Annotated in this window: 13 protein-coding genes; 4 read left to right on the top strand and 9 right to left on the bottom strand. The window is 46.6% G+C overall.

Going from position 1 to position 22,424, the window contains the following annotated elements; genetic code table 11:
• Positions 1–8: 8 nt before the first annotated feature.
• The gene (locus tag PGN_RS01400) at positions 9–3,119 is read right to left on the bottom strand and encodes a SusC/RagA family TonB-linked outer membrane protein (RefSeq protein WP_012457400.1); all 3,111 of its coding nucleotides are present in this window, start codon (positions 3,117–3,119) and stop codon (positions 9–11) included.
• A 466-nt stretch (positions 3,120–3,585) separates the two neighbouring features.
• On the opposite strand from PGN_RS01400, the gene PGN_RS12280 reads away from it, so the two are divergent.
• Positions 3,586–3,699 (top strand): DUF1661 domain-containing protein, encoded by a 114-nt coding sequence (locus tag PGN_RS12280; protein WP_230456080.1) that lies wholly within the window; start codon positions 3,586–3,588, stop codon positions 3,697–3,699.
• Positions 3,700–4,060: 361 nt separating this feature from the next.
• Here PGN_RS12280 and mfa5 read toward each other — a convergent pair whose 3' ends face one another.
• The 5 genes from mfa5 to mfa1 all read right to left on the bottom strand — a co-directional run bounded on the left by mfa5 (position 4,061) and on the right by mfa1 (position 13,293).
• Entirely contained in the window at positions 4,061–7,747 is a 3,687-nt protein-coding gene (gene mfa5, locus PGN_RS01395) for a minor fimbrial subunit Mfa5 (RefSeq protein ID WP_012457399.1), read from the bottom strand.
• 149 nt (positions 7,748–7,896) lie between these two features.
• On the bottom strand, positions 7,897–8,898 hold the full coding sequence (mfa4, locus tag PGN_RS01390; protein WP_012457398.1) for a minor fimbrial subunit Mfa4: 1,002 nt from the start codon (positions 8,896–8,898) through the stop codon (positions 7,897–7,899).
• Positions 8,899–8,906: 8 nt separating this feature from the next.
• Positions 8,907–10,247: a fimbrial tip subunit Mfa3 gene (mfa3, locus tag PGN_RS01385; RefSeq protein WP_012457397.1), complete on the bottom strand. Its 1,341-nt coding sequence runs from the start codon at positions 10,245–10,247 to the stop codon at positions 8,907–8,909.
• 300 nt (positions 10,248–10,547) lie between these two features.
• The gene (gene mfa2, locus PGN_RS01380; protein ID WP_010955942.1) at positions 10,548–11,522 is read right to left on the bottom strand and encodes a fimbrial anchor subunit Mfa2; all 975 of its coding nucleotides are present in this window, start codon (positions 11,520–11,522) and stop codon (positions 10,548–10,550) included.
• Positions 11,523–11,601: 79 nt separating this feature from the next.
• The gene (gene mfa1, locus PGN_RS01375; RefSeq protein ID WP_012457396.1) at positions 11,602–13,293 is read right to left on the bottom strand and encodes a fimbria major subunit Mfa1; all 1,692 of its coding nucleotides are present in this window, start codon (positions 13,291–13,293) and stop codon (positions 11,602–11,604) included.
• 1,030 nt (positions 13,294–14,323) lie between these two features.
• Here mfa1 and PGN_RS12275 point away from each other — a divergent pair.
• The 3 genes from PGN_RS12275 (at position 14,324) to PGN_RS01365 (ending at position 17,563) form a co-directional block, all read left to right on the top strand.
• Positions 14,324–14,647, top strand: a complete 324-nt coding sequence (locus PGN_RS12275) for a DUF1661 domain-containing protein (protein WP_012457395.1) — start codon at positions 14,324–14,326, stop codon at positions 14,645–14,647.
• 50 nt (positions 14,648–14,697) lie between these two features.
• Positions 14,698–17,139 carry an FAD-dependent oxidoreductase gene (locus tag PGN_RS01370; RefSeq protein WP_039417056.1) on the top strand — a complete coding sequence of 814 codons (2,442 nt, stop codon included), beginning with the start codon at positions 14,698–14,700 and terminating at the stop codon, positions 17,137–17,139.
• Between the two features lie 70 nt (positions 17,140–17,209).
• Positions 17,210–17,563 (top strand): winged helix DNA-binding protein, encoded by a 354-nt coding sequence (locus tag PGN_RS01365; protein WP_012457393.1) that lies wholly within the window; start codon positions 17,210–17,212, stop codon positions 17,561–17,563.
• Between the two features lie 62 nt (positions 17,564–17,625).
• On the opposite strand, the gene PGN_RS01360 is transcribed toward PGN_RS01365, so the two are convergent.
• From PGN_RS01360 to metG, 3 genes are read right to left on the bottom strand one after another with little or no spacing between them, the layout of a single operon-like run.
• On the bottom strand, positions 17,626–18,408 hold the full coding sequence (locus PGN_RS01360; protein ID WP_012457392.1) for a 3'-5' exonuclease: 783 nt from the start codon (positions 18,406–18,408) through the stop codon (positions 17,626–17,628).
• Positions 18,405–20,177 carry a bifunctional metallophosphatase/5'-nucleotidase gene (locus PGN_RS01355; RefSeq protein ID WP_043876311.1) on the bottom strand — a complete coding sequence of 591 codons (1,773 nt, stop codon included), beginning with the start codon at positions 20,175–20,177 and terminating at the stop codon, positions 18,405–18,407. The genes PGN_RS01360 and PGN_RS01355 overlap by 4 nt, the downstream gene beginning before the upstream one ends.
• 29 nt (positions 20,178–20,206) lie before the next feature.
• Positions 20,207–22,249 (bottom strand): methionine--tRNA ligase, encoded by a 2,043-nt coding sequence (gene metG / locus PGN_RS01350; RefSeq protein WP_012457390.1) that lies wholly within the window; start codon positions 22,247–22,249, stop codon positions 20,207–20,209.
• Positions 22,250–22,424: the final 175 nt, after the last annotated feature.

The raw sequence follows: 22,424 nt of genomic DNA, 5'->3' as shown, positions 1-22,424 counted from the left end.
CTCAATGTTTAGAAAGAAATCTGAATACCACCTACAAATTGCTTCGTATTCGGGAATTGATTCAGTGCCACATTACCACCGGCTTCGGGGTCAAAACCTTTGTACTTGGTAACGGTCAGGAGGTTACGAGCCATCAAATAAACACGTGCTCCAGAAACAACACCTTGAGTCTTGAATAGAGATTGAGGAAGGACATAAGTCAATTTCAGATTCTTGAGACGCAAGAAAGAGGCATTCTCCAGCAAACGGCTATCGAACTGATTGTCTTGACCCAGTCTTGGAACATCTGAGTTAGGATTCTGCGGAGTCCATGCATCCAAAAGGATTTTATCCTTATTGGTTCTCATTGCAGCGCCAGAACCGTTTTCAGTGAAGTAGCGGTCATTGTTGATCATCCACTTACCAATGATATAAGCAAAATCAGCATCCAATGAAAGACCTTTCCAAGAAGCCCCCAAAGAGAAACCACCGGTAATAGGGGGATTGACTGCCTTATCTACCGCTTGCTCCAAATCCGCAGAATAGACATTCGTTGTAGCCGGAGTACCATCAGCCCATGTTTTGCCGGGAACATACCACAACTGATCACCACCATGATAAACATTTCCATCCGGGTCGGTATAAGGCTCCGTACCCTTATAAATACCTGCATACTCAGCTATATAGAATGAATTAGGTTTTCCAATCTGCCAGATAGTTCCGGTGTTGGGAAGTACATACTCTTTCAAATCGAAGAAGAGCTTGGTAATCTTCTGTTTGTTGTAGTTGAAGTTTGCAGCAGCATAAACATTCCAATCTTTATTTTGGAAGATAGTTCCTCTCAAGTTAACATCAACTCCCGTATTTTGCATTGAGCCGACATTCTGGAACTGGTTGGTGAAACCACTTATATACTGCAGAGGCACATTGATCAACATATCATCCGTTGTACGAACGTAGAAATCAACTTCAGCAGTCAAACGATTGTTCCAAAAACCGGAAGCAATACCCACATTCAACTGAGATTGCTTTTCCCAAGAAAGATCGGGGTTACCAATTGTAGAGACAGTAAGGCCCAATGCTGTATCGGTATAATTATTGCTTCCTACGAGAGCCTGGTGGTTGTAGTTTCCGATCTCAGAGTTTCCGGTAGTTCCGTAACTCAGCTTGAATCGGAGGTCACTCAGCCAATCGCTTTCCTTGATGAACTTATTGTAGATGTCGAACATCGAACCGAAAGAATAGAACCAAGCACTACGATTGTTGTCACCAAAACGAGATGATTGGTCATTACGCAACGAAACATCCAGATACATCCACTTGTCAAATCCATAACTACCCCTACCGAAGAAAGACAAATAAGCATATTCTTCTTTTCGCTGAGCAGGAAGCTGAAGGAAATTACCGGTCTTTTCCTGAGACAAAAGCATTACCTTGCTGTTCTCGAAGCCATTTGCTCTTGCGCTGAAAACATCCACATCTGCATCAATAAATTCTTGTCCCAAAAGGATGGTCACATCGTGCAACTCTTCAAAATTGGTTTTATACTCACCGGTGTTTGTGACTGTAAACAACCGTCCGCCATAGAAGCGCTCTGTCCTGTTGCCCAGAGGATTAGGAGAAAAAATATTATTCGGAAGTGTCTTTACTGTAGCACGGCTGTCCGTAAAGTCCAAACCCGCTTGCGACTTAATTGTAAGTCCCTTAATCGGATTGAACTGCAAATATCCACCAACATTTGCTTGATAAGTATAATCTTCTTCGGGGTACCATTTAGCAATTCGCAATGGACTTTGGCGAGGAGTGGTTCCTATGATATAGTATACGTCGGCAATCTCACCATCACTCGTTAAAGGATTCAGATACTTAGGCATAGATAATGCACCAAAAGTTCCTGTATTATAATAATTGGTTCCTGAGAACGATGATGCTTGCTTTTCAGCGATTGCACCCGAAAGATTCAGACCTAATTTCAGCCATTCCTTAATACGGCTTTCCAAATTCATACGGCCGCTATAGCGCTTGAAAGAAGAAGGCTCACGGGAAATACCTTCTTGATTGAAATAACCCAAAGAAACAAAATAAGAGGTCCCCTGACTTCCTCCGGTGAAAGAAATATCACCTTGGTGCGTCGGAGCCGTAGGACGAATGAAATACTCAAGCCAGTCGGTATCATTATCAAAATCAATTGGCTTTAAATATCCGGATTTCACAAGAGGAGCAAGCTCCGGGTATTTGGCATACATATCCTCTGCATTTTTGATCAAAGTAGCTTTGACTGCTTCGATCGTTGCATACTCCGGCTTAGTAGTATCCCAATAACCATTATTAAACTGATAGTTAAGCTGCTCGTCTCCAGTCATCATTCGGCTCATAGGCTTCTTACTGATAATAGAAGAAACACCGTAGCTGTAATTGAATGTAATACGGCCGGCTTCACCCATTTTACCTCTCTTGGTAGTGATAATCACAACACCATTGGCAGCACGCGCACCGTAAATAGAAGTTGCAGAAGCATCCTTCAAGACTGTTACGTTGTCAAAATCATTCGGGTTCATCGTAGCCACCACTGACAGATCCGTCTGCATACCATCAACGATATAAGGTGGGGAAGAGCTTGCGCCCAAAGATCCGGTACCGTGAATGGTTACGTTGGCCACCTTCGTAGGGTCTCCCGAAGAGGTCATAACCTGCATACCGGCTACCTGACCTTGGAGGGCATCCATGATGTTGGCAACAGGCTTTTCCGCGAGCTTTTCGCTGGACACTTTGGCCACAGAACCGGAAACAGTGCTGAGTTTCTGTCCCGTACCGTAACCCAATACAACTACCTGCTCCAGAACCTTAGAGTCCGGATCCAGTACGATCTTCATCACATTAGCGATGGCGACCTCTTTGGTAGTCATACCGGAATAGGACACTCTCAACATTTTGGCATTGGCAGGCACGCTAAGCGTGAAGTTGCCATCCAAGTCGGTTGCAGCACCGATCGTGGTGTTTCCGACAACCACGACATTCGCGCCGATCAGGGGCTCATTATCCTCGGAGGAGATAACTGTACCCTTCACGGTTCTATTCTGGGCCATAGCCCACCCAATGCTCGTCAGCAAGCAAAGGAAGAATAGCGTCATTCTTTTCATAGACTTTTCTTTTGCGTTAAACTTAAAATTATTACTGTTATGTTGTTTTCTTTTCTTCTCCGGTTTTACCCTAACCAAGGGAAGTCTCAAAAAGCCGCTACCGGCGTTAGACACAAGTCACGAAACTTCCACAACTGTCCTATGATACGGACAGCCACAAAACTAAATAAAAAAATGCAACCAGACTAATCCTATTATCCTTTTTTTCATCTAAGCAATTTGCTCACCATACGATTTGTCAAATCCACTTTGCAAAAGGAGCAGCAATAAACCGATGTAAATTTGAATTTTGGAAGATAGAGTGTTTCTTTTGACCGATCGAACGCTCTCAATATTGAGATACCTTGATTCCACATCAATGCTATTCTCCTGATGCTTGTGAACTACTGTTTCCGGAGTACGAGCCTAAAACACTTCGATTTCGGTTCGATTTTATGGAATAAAGTGGCGCAGGATTTTTTTCGTTTTGGCTCGAGATTTTTTTACTTCTCGCGCCAAAATGAAAAAGTTTACGCGCCACGTTTTTAGAAACCACAAATGCAGAAATTTCTGCAACGTGACATGTGATGTAAGATCCTAAAGAGGAAGATTGTAATGCCGGCAGACTCGCTATAAATCGCAGGTATTAATCCCCGGCAATGAGTAATGTTCTTTTCTCCTCGAGAACTGTGATTCGGAGGGATTCCCATAAGAGCAAAAACGATTCGTCAATTTTCCTCAACCCAAACATCTCTTTCGGGGAACGGATTCGGGAATCAAAAAAAGGAAAACCATGGCATCTCGACTCACTTCCTGCCACAAGAGAAAAATCAAGGGGGAGCCGCAAATGAAATACTCGCGACTCCCCCTTACTTGGTTTGAGAGAAATATCAGATGCTGAAAGCTACTGTATGGAAGAACAACAGTCCTATAGTCGCAATAGCATCATCTTCTTCACATTATTAGTTGACTACAACTTTCCTTACATTGCTACTCGTGGCAGGACTTTGCAGACTGACAACGTAAGCTCCATCGATCAATGGTTCCGTCATAGACTTACTTCCGGGTTTTACGTCCAATCGAATCAGAAGTTTTCCGTCAGTTGTATAAACATTGGCCTGACAGGCATGCTCACAGTTATTCGTGATAAGGATTCGCTTCCCGACCGTACCAACCAAAACAGAAACCTCTGCCGATTCAACCCACTCTTCGTCATAAGAGAGACGGAAACGAGCCCCGGAATCTCCTCGCTTGGCATCGAATGAATACGAACCGCCGTCGACTATTCGCCGTGTAACTCCACGGCTAAGATCCTCAAGGAAAACTCCGCCTTTCGCAAAATGATCCGAAAGAGCAAACTCCAACGTGTATTGACCATCCTTATCCGCATCGAAGCCGATCAGCAGGTTATTCAATTCCGGAACCCCGGCAACCTGGAATTTATCATTACCGATGTCGGACATCGCATAAAGTTGTGACAAACCTTTTTCAGTCAACTTGCGACCATCCCAGCCGTTGTCGAATCCGAACGAAAGACCCCCATCGGTAAAGATCCACAAACGGTCGGCCGACTCATTACCAAGAACATCCATCACAAGTGACGGCATATTCGCCGATCCGGAGTTGCCGGATCGCCATGTGATCTGCGTACCATTACCGTTGTTTACAGTCGTGTTCTTGAGCAGCTTATCGTACAAGATCTGCAACGTACAAGAGGCTCCGTTCTGCATCTTCACCAAGAAGGAATGCATCGATGGAATACGATCCGGAAGATTGTCCTGACCCGCTGTATTCTTAGGTACAGAGAGGTACTGACCGGCTCGAAAACCTGAAACCGTGCTTCCATTCAGCTTACGCCACTGGTCGCGTGTTCCCGTGTTGAACAGATACACCGTCTGCTCGACTTCCGGCGGGAAGACAATACCTTGCTTGATGTCGATGGCTCCAGTGTATGAGTTGCCGATCAAGTTGGCGCCCGAGTAGTTGACACCGGACGTGCGTGTCAGGTTCAGGAAGGCATCGCACACACAAAGCGTACCCTTGAAGCTGTAAACTCCCGTAGGCTGTGCCTGCACGTCATTCGTGATCTGATAGCCCTTGAATTTCTGAAGCTTTGTATCAGGTGCATAAGGTGCAGGTCGCCACTTATCGCCATTGAAAGGCTCAACCCATTGGTTGACGGTCTCGTTTCCGCCCACATCATTAATTGGAAAACCTGATTCATTGACAGGGATACCGAAATACTGCCAGCTCCTGCGATACATACCACAATCGGCACAATCATATCCCTGATTGTAAAACTCGACGGTCCCCCCTACATTTTGATTATAGCCCGGATTGGCAAAAAGCAATGTCCCCGTAGGATTGTCTTTCGACGACTTCACGACGATCGTACCGACATTCGGATTGTTATCCTCAACCACGCCGTTGATCGTCAATTGACTGTTTGTGGTAACAACTAAATCCTTGTCTGAATTATTGATAAGGTTACCGATAATTTTGGGGTTGGTTGTCGGGACATGCAAATCAGCTACCGCTGGAGAACCGAAATTTTCTGTCGTTGCAAACTCTACATCTTCTCCCGTGAGTGGTACTTGGGCTCCTGTCCAATTGGACGTCACATCCCATTCACTCTGTTGGTCTGTTGTTCCTCCCATCCAATAATTGAGGAGCTTGTAAGCGAAGTAAGCGTTTCCTGCCGGTTTTTTCCAACTGATACCGATTTGGCCCGGATTCGGCGTGGAGCCTGGGACTTCGACAAAACGATAACGTTTACCATCGGCAGTAGTGATGACCGTGTTAGTCGGAGGTACGGAATAGTACTGTAATGCTTCGGTCGTTTTGTCCAACTTTATCCATTTGGGAACAATATGACCTCCACCTGAGGGCAAAAAGAAATCTTGTGACTGTAGAACATGAGCCTCGCTTAGGGAACTGACAACTGTTCCATTTGCCTGTATGGGTTGACCGTCTTTATTTACCAATACATAGTGCCGCTTAATAACACCATAACCTAACTTAACCGTCGGACGTGGGAAAATTAACTGCTGATTCGATTCGCCATTGGAATTGGTATAGGTCAATTTTGCCTCGGTATTGGTATCGAATCCACCAAGATCCGGGCCGATAGCAGAAGTAGTATTTACCGGAATATCATTGTTCTGTATATAATCCAAATCGGCATAAATACGATAAGTTATGGTAGCTTCTGATGAGCTCAGGATAGTACCAGTAGTCCATGTCAGTTTTTTAGTAGAGACATCATAGTGCACCGTTCCATTTGAAACATTTAGCAAATGAGTAACATCTCCCGATTGCGTCAGATTTTTAACGATGAAACCAGGAGCTACAAAGTCCGTCACCTCCCCCCTCTGTATACCTATATTAATAGTTTGGGCAATATTATCAAACGCTGCAGCTAAATTGGCCGGTGTCGCCGTAAAGAAGTGATTCTCGTCTGTAGCGGTTAGTTTCAACGAATTGTTGGCCAAGGCAAAATCTCCCAGGTCATAGCCAATCGTATGGATTGTATAACCAGAGTTTTTCGCAAACTGAGCCTCATTGATAGCAGCGTTACAAGGGAAATAATAATAATAGGGATGAGGGAACCTCGGTTCATAGACCAATGCGCCAGCAACACCATCAAAAGTAATCCTTGCACTCAGATTACTATAATCGAATTTGGATTCCGGCAGATTTCTCCGTCCAACTTTAGAAGAATGAGTTGGATAATTTGGAGTAAGAGGTGTAGATGGATTGTTGGAAACATAATTTGTAGGGAAATTAATTGCTCCTTGTATAACCAAATCAATGGGATCATTCGCATTTCCAGTTTCGCCAATGAAATCTGCAGTAGTTACATTTTTAACAGGATACTGCTCCGTCGCTAACCCGTCAGACATCAATATGATATGCTTATCCACAGCAGTAGAAGTAGCCATAATGTTTCTCGCCATTTTAAGCCCCCCCTGGGTATGTGTTCCCCAAATAGGAGTCAAAGCCCGGATTTTTTGACAGAGAAAAGCAGTGTCTTTGGTAAAATCAGATAAGCGATGAGGCTCATGGTCATAACTCACAAGAGCGATACGCACCCCTTCTGTAGCCATCCCCTTAGGCAACATTTTTTTTACAAAACGCTGTCCCGATGCAATGGCAGACTTTAATCTGGCAATGTTTTGCCCTCCCATTGACGAAGACTGGTCGATAACCATCACCACATCGACAGGTACTGTTACCGCTTTAGTAGTGATTTTTAGCGTCACATCCCAGGCATTGGGATTTTCAGGATCCATTGGATTGGCAACCGGTACCGCATACTTGTCGACGGCAACGGGAACTACGGGGGGAGATGCCCGTAGATTTTCTGCAAAAAAAGACTTCCTATGCGAAGGGAAACGATTTGCAGGCCTTATTTCGTTCACAGGCGAAATAACTAAGTCACTATGTTCAGAAACAGATTGGTATACAATTTCAGCTTGAATTAAGTTACCCTTATTTGCAGGCACCAATTTAGAATCCATTGAATGTTTCTGAATCCAAGGCTTCTCTACATCTGCAAATCTTTCATAAGGGCGAGCTTTTATTTGAAAGGTAAATACCGTGCAGAATAAAAGAAAAACTGCAAGAATTATTGTATATCGTTTCATCATTATTATTACCTCGTTAGTTACTACAAATGGATCGAAACAACACGCGCAATCAAAAGCGCATGCCATCAATTCCCATTTTCACCTAAAAATTTTCTTGATTACTATCTTTTTAAGTCTCTTCCACAATATCAAACAAGACCTAAAAAATATCAAATCTCGACTTCGTACTTGTACCAATGATTGCGCAGGATCTTGTCCGGCAAAGGCAAGCGATAAAGCTCCGGGCCGAATTCGGGAGGAGGGAGGGTGCCATCATCCACACGAGGCAATGCGACCTCTACCGTAGCCCCTTTGCTATCGCGCTCATTCAGATAGGTAACAATCCGTAGTGCCGTTACCTTGCCATTTGCATCCAATGTATAACCTGTGCCCGCATCCGGAGCAGGAGAAGTATTTAAGGAAGCACCCCATACAGTCCAATCTGTAATCTGAGGCCAAACACCATTAGCAGAACTAATGAGATTGTCCGGCTTGGTCGTTGGCTTCACTACGTAGGTCTCCTTGTCGAAGTTTACGTATCTGAACTTGAACTCACTCAAACTACCATTGACAATTATCGGCACAATCTGAAATTTCTCACTCAGCGAGATATTCAGCTCCACCTTGGCAATGGCACGCACAAGGGGCACATTGTCCAAAAGACGATTGGCCAAGAAGTCGTGTGTCTTGTTTCCGGACATCAGGAAAGGAGAGGCTATATCGGTCGACCACGGCATTGCAGTCGTCCTCTTTACAGTCTGCAAATCGCTTTCGTTAGCGACAGCATCAAGAGCCGTTTTAACCGCATTATCGACATTGGCTACGACATATACTTTGCGCTCTCCAGCCTCGGATTGTGTCATATCCAACTTCACCTTCATATCATCAGGAAGCCAGATTCCTCCGGAGAAAGTGTTACCGGCAATATAGTATTTCGCAGGATTTGCCCCTGACTGATCGAACAACAAGAGGTAAAGATTGGTAATGAGCCTTTCGGCAGCACTTCCTTGATTCCTTTCATAGCGTACTGTCTCACCCGTTTTGGTGAAATCATCTACCCTTATAGAAATTTCGATGGATCTGTCTTCCACCGGCTCGCTAGGATTGTTCTTTGAACAGGAAAAGAGCAAAACACTCGTTAACAACGAGGCATATAACAAATACTTTTTCATAAGTCTGTCTATTTCTTGATAAAAACTTTATCCGGAACGACCCCTGTTGCATTCAGATCCGGGTTATAATAAACCTCCAGATAGGCAGAGCCGACCGCCACAGCATCTTTATTTACTTTGAATGTTTGCGAAGCACCGTTGGCTAACTCAGTAAACTCAACCGAAGTATCGGTAGGCTGGGAGCCAAAGTAAGCACCATTTTTAGCAACGAGTCTCACAACATGGGGATCACAATTCTGCATCGTATTAGTAATGGTGACATTGCCTTGCTCATCGACTCCCACGTTGTAGCCATAGCCCATATAAGTATCGTTGGTTACTATATTCCAATCGCAAATAGAATACTTCACTTCTATCTTATCCGGCAGCGTCTTGATACGATATATGTAATGACGATTTCTATAAACCGTATAACTCGGCTTATCCGCCAATAAGCCTTTGGCAAAAGGTAAGTACTGCCCTCCCGGAATAGCACCTTCGTGCGTAATAATCGGCACGTCATATACAAGTCCACCGCGAGTTGTCAGGCGGAAGAAGTTGATCGGCTTATTCTCAGCATTGCCGGTATTCCCCCACCACTTTGTTGATTCTACGATCGCCTCCGGCATATAGCCAAGCCATTGGTTCGTGGCACCTACTCGCCTCAGTTCTACCGGGCCGTAAAACTGAATAGGCTCTGACTGATTGGGCACCAATCTATAGTGGACATTAGCATTACAAAGTTCAATCTTCTGCAGATTTTCCACTCCTTCCACGATATTCACATCCAACTTTGCAACCACACGCTGCAACTTCACATTGTTTTCTCCGTCCGGCTTGAATGGCAAAGGCTGAGTGATGGTTCCCCCGATCGTAACCGTCTGATTGGAATACATTCTCGACATGGGGAATCCATTATTGTTGGTTGCATTGTGATAATGAATAGGGTCCAAATCTCTGAAAACCTGCATAAAGTGATTCATATCGGATTTGTTCACGATCGAGGCCATGGCAGTCTGCATATTGGGAATATTTGCCACGAAAAAGAAATCGCGCTGTCCGGGTTTCAATTTCACAGTAAAGACATAGGTAGAAGTACCGCTCCCTATGGAGGAAGAAAAATGTTCGGCAACTTTTTCTCCTGTATTGCTATCGAACACCAACATAGCGAGACTGTGTACACGATCTTCAAAATCCTCGGCATCCATATTGATGGATTCCTCGCCATTCGTATGTGCTGCTCTCGCGTTAACGAGTAGATAAACATCCGGCTGTAAAGGATCCGGCTGTGGATCAACTCCTCTATCGCATCCGCTCCAAAGGAAAAGCAATAGGATAAGTGCAAAGTATCTCTTTTTAAGCTGCATCATATTCCAAGTGTATATGGTTATAAGGGGGAGCTATTCATATTTTGTTTCACAACATGTTTTTCCCGACTGATTTTCTATGTGCTAAGCACCATCTCAAACTCATTCGATCTCTTTGATCAGACCGAAAGGAGATTAAGCCAAAATGCCAAACAATAAAACCTCAAAAAAACATCTGTTCTATGGAACAAACACTGAAGCTCCTGACTATGATTATCTTCCGATCTCTTCTTAGACCTCACGACTTACTTTCAACCCTCAAAGAAAGAGGGGAAAGCGAGTGAAGAACCGGTCTTTTTTCTCTTAAAGTTCTATTTCGTAACTATGTATCAACCAGCCGTTTATCCAGATTTGAACAACGACATAAGTATCGTCAGGGCAGTTGCAATGATGTGCCACCAACCTTATATCGAAGTCATTGATACAGCGCAAGTTGATATTTTGAGCATACTGACTCGAAAGAATAGCACCTACAAGGTCTGTACGGAATATCTCTCTTCCGGTCGGCTTATGTGTCACGGAAAGGGTATTTTCATGCCCACTCTCCAGCTTGAGTGTCGTAAAGAAAGCCCGGCATGTGCTATCACCTACTACTTTGGTTTCGCCGGGATAATAAGTAGAATCAGCTTTTGCAACAGTACCATCGAAGCGATAGGAGCCATTGCTCGAGGCCAATTTTATTTCATAATTTTCGGGATGAGGCAAACTATCTACACTCACCGTCACACGATTGGTATACTCTCGAAGATTGGCTCTCGTATGGATATACTGATCCGCGCCATCTTCCATATTCTTCAGCTCAACGACAGGACTCGTCGCATACCAAAGGGTCGTCCCATCTATATTGGTCGCCCATTTACCATCCTGCTTCAAGCGCATCAAAACCTGCTGCTTGGTCGTCTCGCCAATTTTTATTTCACCTATATTATAGTGGTCGTCGATGTTACCCCAAGCAAAAATCGTATATAAGCCGTCTTTCTCCAAAGGGATCAGCCATTCTTTTGCAGCTGACAACTGGACATCCTCAAACACATTGGCACTGCGAAGGATACCATCCTTATCGAAAGCATAAACGTTCAATCGGGCAACTTCCGCAGGATAAGAAGGATTTTCGGCACACTCAGTCTGAGAATAGAAGTTGACATATACTCCTCGAGGACAATCATCGTAATTGTCATAAATCATCTTATCACATGAAGCCAAACCACCCCACAGGGCCATTATTGCCGGCAAAGAAATAATAAGTCTGCGAATATCCATATGCTTCCGTTTGTTCATTGTTTTAAAAAATATAGAGGGTGGGAGAACGGTGGGAACCGAAATCCCACCCTCAAAAAGAAAATTTTACAATAGCTAATTAGAGATCAACCTCATAGGAATGAACTTTCCAAGGCAAAACTGTAACCTCAACCGACATGAACGTATCCTGATCAGGCAAGGGGTTCTCCGGATCTGTAGGAACGGGAGTACCCGGCTCATCCGGATTCGGGTCAGGGTTATTCGGATTTTCCGGGTTGCTAGGATCCGGATCCGGCACCAAAGGATTCCAGTTGAAGCCCAACTTCTTGATGCTCTTGATGTGGATATGGTAGATATTGTTGCGCACAACAGGGGAATTCCACCATGAATCGGGAGAAGTAGTACTGGGATTCAACCAAGCATAGTACAGTACTTTGCCTTTCACATATTTGTGTGCCTTCATACCAGCTACACCACCTACCTTGGGGTCTGTAACGGATTTCATAGACACATAGAACTGGCCATTCTCACCAACGAAGAAATCTTCACCTGCTACATATTCAGGAACTGCAGTATTATCTGAATAAGTTTTACCTCTATCGATAAAGGCTTCTTTCTTGGGAGTAAACTTCGCACGAACCAATACATAGGCAGTATTACCTCTCTTATAGTCTGACGAGGCAGCATTAGCACCTGACTTATGGGTATTAGGCAGCAGGAATTTCCCTGAAAGAGCATTTGCCAATTCGCCAGTCACGTCCTGAAGCTGATAATCAGCCAAAGTCGGCACTTGAGTTCCACTGATTACGGCCTCATTTGTATTATGATCTTCCCACAGACCGGCATAATCATAATACTCGGTAGCATTTGTATGGAAAGTGCTGCTGGTAGGAACGAAACCAGAACCCGGAGTAACCCAAGTATTTTCTGGAACAGTTCCTCTTTTCTTGCTTAGGTATTGGCGACGTTCTCCTTGAGCAACAACCCATCTGATATCCGTAATGGTAGCCAAAACAGAACCTGCGGCAATTTCTCCAATTTGAGTAGTGGCTTTAATTTCATAACTCTGGGCTTTCGTTGAAACCATCGCACGTGCTACAGAACGCTCCACCGTAACCTTGGCCTGATTCTTAATCCCTGCGATAGCATTGGCCTCGGATACAGCAGCTTCGATAGTCAAAGCATCAGAAGGCTGCAAACAGGTCATCATGATTGTCTCATCAGTAGTACCATTCTTTTTGGCAATCTTTCCAGCCGCTGTAGCAGGATTCGGGCCATCGGCTACCGTACCTAAAGCCTGAGCCTGAGTAGACAGTTCGATTATCTCTTTGAATTTAGCATCAAAGTCTGCTGCATTAACATTTGCCAAAAGGGCTTTTGCCTTGCCGGCGATGTCATTGAGCACCACATATACTTTAACCGTCTTGCCGACAGCAGAATTAACCTTGATACCTTTTTTCGGTTTCAAAATGGCATTGTGGGTTGCAGGATCTATAGTAGGATTTTCATAATAAGTGCCAAAATCAAGATCTTCAGCACTCTCCACAAGCCCAGGGCCACCCTGAGGCACCATGTAGATGCTCACTTTCTCAATTTTGTCTTTTCCTGCCCACTCTCCTACATAATGGTAGTCAGGGTTAGCTTGATCCTGTCCGTCACCCGCACGAGCACTTCCCATAGGCATGGACAACGTCATAGACATATACGACTTCGCCGCATTGTCCGGATCGGGGCCATTGCCCTCTTTACTACAAGAAGCAAAGCCCAATGAGAGCAATGCTCCGACCAAAAACATTTTGTTTAACTTCATAAGCCAAATGTTTAAAAGGATTAATATTAAATTGATTCTAAAAACGTCGAAAGAAAGACTATAAAACACAAAACGCTCAAGACTATAAAACCGGATAAACTTAACGATGAATCCTCGTTATCACATATCCGAACCCATAATCTCTACAATTCTATACTCTTGCACACTATTCTGCATGAACTTCACCTGAACAGCTTGTACTGATATTATAAGGTGATCAGTTTACTTAACAAAGACACGACATAGAGTGTTCAGAATATATCGACAAGATGGTCGACATAAGACCTCCCGCTCGACTCACGAGACTAAAACAACGCACTAACAAGTTTTGTTCTTAAACTCTTCAAACAAACTCTCTGCAGCATAACTATCCTTCCGGATAACTAAAAAAGAAGCGAAAGGAGTAGTATCAGCTACGTCTTACCGGCTTCCCTATAGCAAAGGAAAGCATTTTTTTCTACTAAAAATTAATTCTAACAATATTCTGCTGTCTTCTACGTGTTTATACGCAGAAAAACGAAAAAAAACCGCACTACTCAATAAAAAAAACGCGATATTGACCCTCGCGAGAGATGTAGTCATGAACTACACTCAATGATACTTCTCAGGAAATCCCATTTTGCTCCACCAGTTATTCAGGCAAAATGGAATTAGGCCGATCTCCGATTCGGATTCCTATTTTTAAGCATTCACGAGATTGTCGCCGGCAGGCGAGGCATCTCTCCATCTAATCGGAATCTCATTTCTATATAGCTGTCTGTTGGACATTCAATATCATCTGCTTTTTTGCTCTGCTTAGCAATAGAAAACGTGACACCGGTTCCCAAACATATGCGCTGAACGAGAGCAGCATAGCCTTCTTACCTTCTTTTCTCCTTTTACATTGAGCCTTTTGGGGCGCAAAGGTAATAATAAGAAAGGTAATTCCAATCGTCTATTAAATTTTACCTCAAAGGGTACCGATTAGTTTACGCGCCGAAATTTTCTCGTTTACGACGCCTGAAAGGGTGGCGCGAGATTTTTTTTTGTTTTGGTTCGGGAAGCAAAAAATTTACGCGCGAGAACGAAAAAAATCTCGCTCCACATTTTCAGGAAACACGCGCCGCAATCGGAGGATTTTCGGTGCGTATTTCTGAGACAGCAGGTTATTGACCGGAGCATCGAAGCAATGGCCAAGCCTTATGATTTCCATATCGTTTGGGAACTGTCCTACAATCACGTCTTTACCATACATCCAAGGCATATCATCTTAGAGCTGCCACCTGTCTATCCCGACACAGCTCTCGTTCCGTTCTTCATTATGTATTTTTCATTTTTCGGCCATATGATTTCCGTTGAATATATTTTCCATTAGAAATTATTTGTATGTTTGCACCGGAAAAACGAACAAAAAAGAAATCAAATATGAGATACGTAATCGTAGGCGGAGTCGCCGGAGGAGCTACAGCAGCAGCCAGACTAAGGAGAATAGACGAAAAAGCAGAAATCATCTTGTTCGAAAAAGGACAAAATATATCGTATGCCAACTGTGGCCTGCCGTATTATATAGGTGGGGTAATCAAAGAGAGAGAAAATCTTTTCGTGCAGACACCCGAAAAATTCGGCCGACTGCTGAACTTGGATGTTCGGGTACAGAGTGAGGTGCTGTCCATCGATCGCTCCGACAAACAGATAAGAGTGCGCGAAGCCAATGGTAGAGAATATAGTGAGCACTATGACAAATTGCTACTTTCCCCCGGAGCCTTGCCTTTTGTCCCTCCACTGCCGGGGGTAGATAGCCCGGGAGTATTCACGCTGCGCAACGTAGAGGATACGGATGCCATTAAAAGTTATTTGGACACCCACAAGGTGAAACGTGCCATCGTGGTGGGAGGTGGATTTATCGGCTTGGAAATGGCCGAGAATCTACATGCCCGAGGCATTGCTGTCAATGTCATCGAGATGGCTCCACAGGTAATGGCACCGGTGGATTTCTCGATGGCAACGATCGTTCATGCCCACCTGCAAGAAAAAGGTATTGGTCTCTATCTGGGCAAAGCGGTGAAAAGTATTGAAAAACGGGGAGAAGTATTGACTGCTTCGCTTGACTCGGGCGAAAAAATCGAGGCCGAACTCATCCTTCTGTCTATCGGAGTGCGTCCGAATACGAAGCTGGCAGCTGATGCACAGTTGGCTATCGGACCGGCACGCGGAATCCAAGTGAATGAATACCTGCAGACATCCGATCCGGACATCTATGCCATCGGAGACGCCATCGAATACCCACACCCTCTTACCGGAAAGCCGTGGACCAATTTCCTGGCAGGGCCGGCCAATCGGCAAGGACGCATCGTAGCGGATAATATGCATGGACAAACATTGCGGAGTTATGAAGGAGCCATAGGAACAGCTATTGCCAAGATTTTCGATCTCACGGTTGCTGCTACAGGTTTGCCGGCAAAGGCTCTCAAGCGCGAAGGCCTTCCCTATGAGTCAGTGACGGTACAGCCCAACAGCCACGCCGGCTATTATCCCAATGCCTACCCGCTTACGCTTAAAATCACCTTCCACCCAGAGAGCGGTATGCTCTACGGTGCTCAGTGTGTAGGCATAGAAGGCGTGGACAAGCGAATAGACTCCATCGCTCAAATCATCAAGCGCAAAGGCGGAATCGCCGATCTGATGCAAACGGAGCAAGCCTATGCACCTCCATTCTCTTCGGCCAAGGATCCGGTAGCTTTGGCAGGATATGTGGCCGACAATATCATTACAGGTCGTATGAAACCTCTGCATTGGCGCGAAATGAAAGAGGTCGATCCCAATCGAGTAACCCTTATAGATGCTCGTCCCAGACAGGCCTACGAAGTAGAGCATATCCCCGGAGCAATCAGCATGCCGGTGGAGGAAATAAGGGCACGCATAGGGGAAATTCCTCACGACAAGCCGATATACGTATATTGCACCGTGGGGATGAGAGGGTATTTCGCCTCGAATATCCTGAGACAATGTGGCTTCTCAAATGTGCGAAACCTGATCGGTGGCTATCGCTTGTATTCTACCATAACGGCGGACTACAGTTCTGCCGCCAAACCTACCATCGCCCAACTTCCTGCAAAGGATAGTCCTTCTTCCCATACACAGGTACCGGAGGTGGATGCCTGCGGCATGTCCTGTCCGGGGCCGATCCTCAAGCTCAAACAATCCATTGACCAAATAGCTGTAGGGGAGCAGCTCTGCATCCTGGCTACGGACCCCGGATTTGCTCGTGATGCTCAAGCCTGGTGCGACACGACCGGACACAATCTGATCCGGCAGGAGACCATAAAGGGCCAATACAAAGTGACCATCGAAAAGACTGCTTGCAAGGAGGAGGGCACTTGTGTGAGCGAGACTCCATCCAAAGGCAAGACATTCATTCTCTTCAGCGATGATCTGGACAAGGCTTTGGCCACATTCGTACTGGCCAACGGAGCAGCAGCGATGGGACAGCCGGTGACTATATTCTTTACATTCTGGGGTCTGAATGCCATCAAAAAGCCTCACGCCGTCAAAGCGAAGAAAGACATTTGGGGCAAGATGTTCGGTATGATGCTTCCGAAGAACAGCAAAGGGTTAGGACTGTCCAAAATGAACATGTTCGGCTTGGGAGCGAAGATGATGCGTATGGTCATGAAGGAAAAGCATGTGGACTCACTGGAGAGCATGCGTAAGCAAGCGTTGGAAAACGGTGTAGAGTTTATAGCCTGTCAGATGTCCATGGATGTAATGGGGATCAATCGGGAAGAATTGCTCGACGAGGTAAGTATCGGTGGAGTTGCCACCTATATGAATAGAGCAGAAGAGGCCAACATCAATCTATTCATCTAAATTTGTGCAGTAACAATCAATCGAGGCTACGGCCTTCCAGCCGATGGAAAATGTAGAGTGTATCTGTACGATGAAGAAGTTGATGGCTGCCATCAGGGAATTGGAATCCAATCTTTTGGATTCCACCGGATGCGATCTCAATCAGGCCATGCTCCTGTGCGTGATAGCCGATGATTCGCTATCAGCGACCGAAATAGCCTCGCAAATAGGCGTATTGCCGGCCCAAAACTCCAAGTTGCTTGCTGCTGCAGAAGACAGAGGATGGGTCATGCGCAGGCTGGGACATGACGACAAGCGAAAGATTTATTTCAATCTGACGGAAGAAGGTCGAAGGCAATTGGAAAAGGTAAAAGCACTGAACATCGATGTGCCGGATCTGATCCGACCCATATTGGATTCATCCGAGGACAAGAGGAGGGAGTAAACGCTCCCTCCTTCGCTTTTCCCCGGCTCCCGGATCTTCCGTGAAGGGGATATTACCCCTCTTCACTCTAAAGACGGTGTGGTCGGATTCATCCGACGCAAACATGCTGCTACGAGACGTATATCGTTCCGCACCTTCTCGCGGTAGGTCGTTCTAACGCCCGGCAATCCGAAATAGAGGACACCGAACAGCTCGGTCAGGCGTGGCAGCTTCCATGTTCCACAGCTTCCGTACAGATGAGTAAAATCGACTCCCGCCTCCATTGTACAATAATCATCAAGGGAGAACAAGGGAGACGGATCGAATCCCCTCCGTCTCATATCATAGACCAGAACGGAACGGTGAAAGGCCAGATTGTGAGCAGACAGTACTTTTGCTTTCGATACAGCCCCAAGCAAACGTGCGTACACCTCATGCGGATCATCGCCGTGTAGCGAAGCATCCGTGATGCCGTGCAAAGCGGCAGCCTCGGGTGATACCGGTTCGTCGGTAGACAGCCGGCAAACGACTTCCTCTATACATCTGAAACGAAAGTCCAGCAGCTGCCAACCAACCGATACGGGTGCCGGTGCATCTACTCCGGAAATGAACTGCGTTTCATCGGCAGGCAATCCGGTCGTCTCCGTATCGATAACGAGAAAACAAGGCCGGCTATCCACAGCGGCAGGCACAGGCACCAACAAAGACGAGGCATCGGCATCGATAATCCCCTTGCGACGGAATTGATCCGAAGAGCCTTCTGGCGGCAGGTTGTCGGCCTGCCATGGATCTTTCGGTTTCCATAACGTCATAAAAGCCATGCCTGCAATCAGCACAAGCAGGGCCACAGCCATCCACAGCGTCATCGAGTAATCTTCTTTCTCTTATCGAAGAGAAACTTTCGGTCACGTGCGATGGCTTCCTTGACCGATCCGGTCGGCACAAATTGCCAATCGCAGACAGGAGGCACTTCTACCCTACCCGTGCGGCGCACATAGCGAATCAGAGCTTGCCGAATATCCACGGCTGTAGAGTTCTTGAGACGAGAGTGCAATTCTTCGGGTGCAATACCGGCTCCTTCCGTCATCAGTCCGCCCCCACCATTGGCTCGATAAGAATTGAGTGCCACCGTGTATACACTATCAAGTACAAAGGGCTTGTATACCCCTTCGCCGGACATCTTGTCCCTCACTCCCGTGATGAGCACCCTCTCCCCTATCGGCTTGGTTACGTCTACGGTATAGCGCAGTCCTCCCGCCGCACTATAATTAAAGGAAGGATACATCGTTTTGAAACGGTCGGAAGCAACGACATCCTTTTTCAGCAGGATGAGATGGCCATTCTGCCGAGTCGGATCCGCCACCCATCGGGAATAGGAAAACTCCAAATAGTCACGTATTTCGCGGCCTGTCATTTGCATCGTGCAAAGAAAATTCTCGTACGGATAGATGGCGAACATGTGGTACATATAGATCGAATCCGCCGGCAAATCCGTATTGATGGAGAGAGGAGCTGCAAATGATATATCCGCGCCGGACTCGCTCAGCATCACATGATGAATCAGATCCATGAAAGGAGACGGGCCGAACAGAGCGTCTGCAGAACTTATTTCGGTGGAAGAAACACACATAGGCTCGTTCACAAACCGGCGAACGGCAGCTTCATCGGAGGAGAAATGCGCCATAAAGGCTGAATCGGGAGTAAGCCGCGATATGTCCGTCAAGCCACCTTCCACTCTTTTATGCAGTACCTTGTCTCCTTTGCGAGCGAGACTGAGTTGCACATCGGACACTTTGTCCAAATGATTGGCCGGATTCAGTACGAGAACGGAGTCGGCTTCTGCTCCTTTCACCCTGCGGCTGTACTCCTGATGATCATGTCCCAGCAATAGTACATCTATGCCTGCCACTTCACGAGCGAGAGTCATACCGGCATCTTCGAGGTAGTTCGAATTGTCATTCTCCCTGCCGGAATGCAGTACGCATACAACAAAATCAGGTTTTTCCTTTTGGATCACAAACGGTACCCAGTACTTAGCCGATTCGATTATATCGTCGAATCGCATTCCCGTCCACAGACTTTGCGGCAGCCACTCAGGAATAGCCGGAGTTATAAAGCCCAACAGAGCCACCCTCAGCCCGTTCCGATCGAAGACCTTATAAGGAGCCCAATATGGCTTGCCGGTCTCGGTGTCGATAGCGTTCGCCGCCAAGAAAGGGAAGTCGCAGCCGGCTACCCATTTGTCATAGACGGCATGGCCGGTCTCGATGTCGTGATTGCCCGGTATGGCGGCATCATAGCGCAAGTAGTTCATCGCACGGGAGAAGAGATGAGTACCCATCGTGTCCATGTAGTTATAATAGTAGGCCGTAGGATCGCCCTGCAATACGTCGCCACCATCGAAGAGCAGCAACTCCGATCTGTCCGACCGGGCAGCTTTCAGAAAGGAAGCCAAGCGCGACATTCCACCCGAAGTCGGTCTTAAAGCTTTGAAATCAGTGGGGAATACATTCCCGTGAAGATCCGTAGTGTGGATAATACGAAGCGAATGCTCCTGCCTGCTTGCACATCCACCGAGGAGAAACGTCGCCAGCGGAAGCAGGACGGACAGCAAACCGAAAAGTCTCTTCTTCATACCGTGCAATCTGTAGTACTCCTAAAAGTCTATTTCACCTGACTACCTGGGGCAACTTCAGCTGCCGGCATAATGACCCTGAGCGAACCGTCCGCATCCTCTGCCGAAAGAATCATGCCCTCGGACTCGATACCTTTCAGCTTGCGTGGCGGCAAATTGGCAATGAAGCATACTTGCTTGCCTACCAGCTCTTCCGGAGCATAGTGTTTGGCAATACCCGAAACGATCGTCCGGCCACCCAGACCATCATCGATACGAAAACGCAAGAGCTTGTCCGCTTTGGGCACTTTCTCACACTCCAGCACGGTGCCCACACGGATATCCAGCTTGAGAAAGTCCTCGAATGCAATGTCTTCGGCTATCGGAGCAGCCTGATGGGCAGCCTTTTCGTTGGCCAGCTTGGTATCCTGCAATTTCTGAATCTGTGCATCTATCACACTGTCCTCCAGCTTTTCGAAGAGCAATTCGGGATTGCCCAAGACGTGTCCTTCGGGTAAGAGATCCGTACTACCCAAACGATCCCAGCCGAAAGGACAGTCGGTGGAGAGCATCGACATGAGTTTTGCCGAGGAGAAAGGCAGGAACGGTTCGAAGGCGATAGCCAGATTGGCCGTTATCTGCAGGGACAGATTGAGGATCGTAGCCACACGGTTCATATCCGTTTTTGCCAGCTTCCAAGGTTCCGTATCGGCCAGATATTTATTGCCTATACGTGCCAGATTCATCGCTTCTTTCAGTGCTTCGCGGAAGTGGAACGTATCCAACTGATGCTCCAAGGCTTGCTTCACGGCTGCAAACTCCTCTATCGTACGGCTGTCGTAATCCGTCAGCTCGCCTTTGGGCGGGACAGCTCCATCGAAGTATTTATGAGTAAGGACCAATGCCCGGTTCACGAAATTGCCGAATATGGCTACCAGTTCATTGTTGTTGCGAGCCTGAAAGTCGCGCCACGTGAAGTCGTTGTCCTTCGTCTCAGGAGCGTTGGCCGTGAGCACATAGCGCAGTACATCCTGCTTGCCCGGGAACTCTTCGAGGTATTCATGCAGCCAGACAGCCCAGTTCCGACTGGTGGAAATCTTATCTCCTTCAAGGTTGAGAAACTCGTTGGCAGGCACATTGTCAGGCAGGATAAACGAACCTTCGGCACGGAGCATGGCCGGGAAAACGATGCAGTGGAATACGATATTATCCTTACCGATAAAATGAACAAGACGGGTATCTTCCGACTTCCACCACGTCTCCCAACTATCGGGACACAGCTCTTTGGTATTGGAGATATAGCCTATCGGAGCATCGAACCAGACATATAACACTTTTCCTTCGGCACCCTCCACCGGCACGGGGATCCCCCAGTCCAAATCGCGGCTCACGGCACGGGGTTGCAGCCCCATATCCAGCCAACTCTTGCACTGGCCGTAGACGTTGCTCTTCCACTCCTTATGTCCATCAAGGATCCACTCTTTCAGGAAAGGCTCATGCTTGTCCAGAGGTAGATACCAGTGTTTCGTCTCGCGCAGCACGGGAGCACTACCCGAGATCGTACTCCGCGGATCGATCAGATCGGTAGCATTGAGTGAGGTGCCGCAGGCTTCGCACTGGTCGCCGTAAGCCCGATCATTGCTACAGTGCGGACAGGTACCGATGATATAACGATCGGCCAGGAATTGCTTGGCTTCTTCGTCATAATACTGCTCACTCGTCTGCTCCACGAACTCACCCTTTTCATACAGGGTCTTGAAAAACTCACTTGCCGTACGACGATGTATGTCGCTTGTGGTACGTGAGTATATGTCGAAAGAGATACCCAGCCCCTCGAACGAACGCTTGATCAGTTCGTGGTATCGGTCTACCACCTCCTGCGGAGTGCATCCCTCGGCTTTGGCTTTCAGGGCGATGGGTACACCGTGTTCGTCCGAACCGCCGATCAGCAGGCAGTCTCTGCCACGCAATCGCAGATAGCGTGCATATATATCGGCCGGAACGTAGACACCGGCCAAGTGTCCGATATGTACAGGCCCGTTGGCATACGGGAGGGCCGTAGTAATAAGAGTTCGCTTGAATTGTCTATCCATTATTGTTCAGATTATTTTTTCGTATCTAAATTGCTGCAAAGATAATGATTTGAGCACCGTTGATAATTGTCCGAAAGTCCCAACTCCACCGATACTGCTGCCAAGATCGGGATTAGACGGAAGTTATACAGCAAACGGAGAAGCCTGAAAAACGACACAACTTGCCTTTGACCTG

The sequence above is a fragment of the Porphyromonas gingivalis ATCC 33277 genome (assembly GCF_000010505.1).
Classification (GTDB): domain Bacteria; phylum Bacteroidota; class Bacteroidia; order Bacteroidales; family Porphyromonadaceae; genus Porphyromonas; species Porphyromonas gingivalis.
This window is presented reverse-complemented; position numbering and strand designations above follow the sequence as displayed.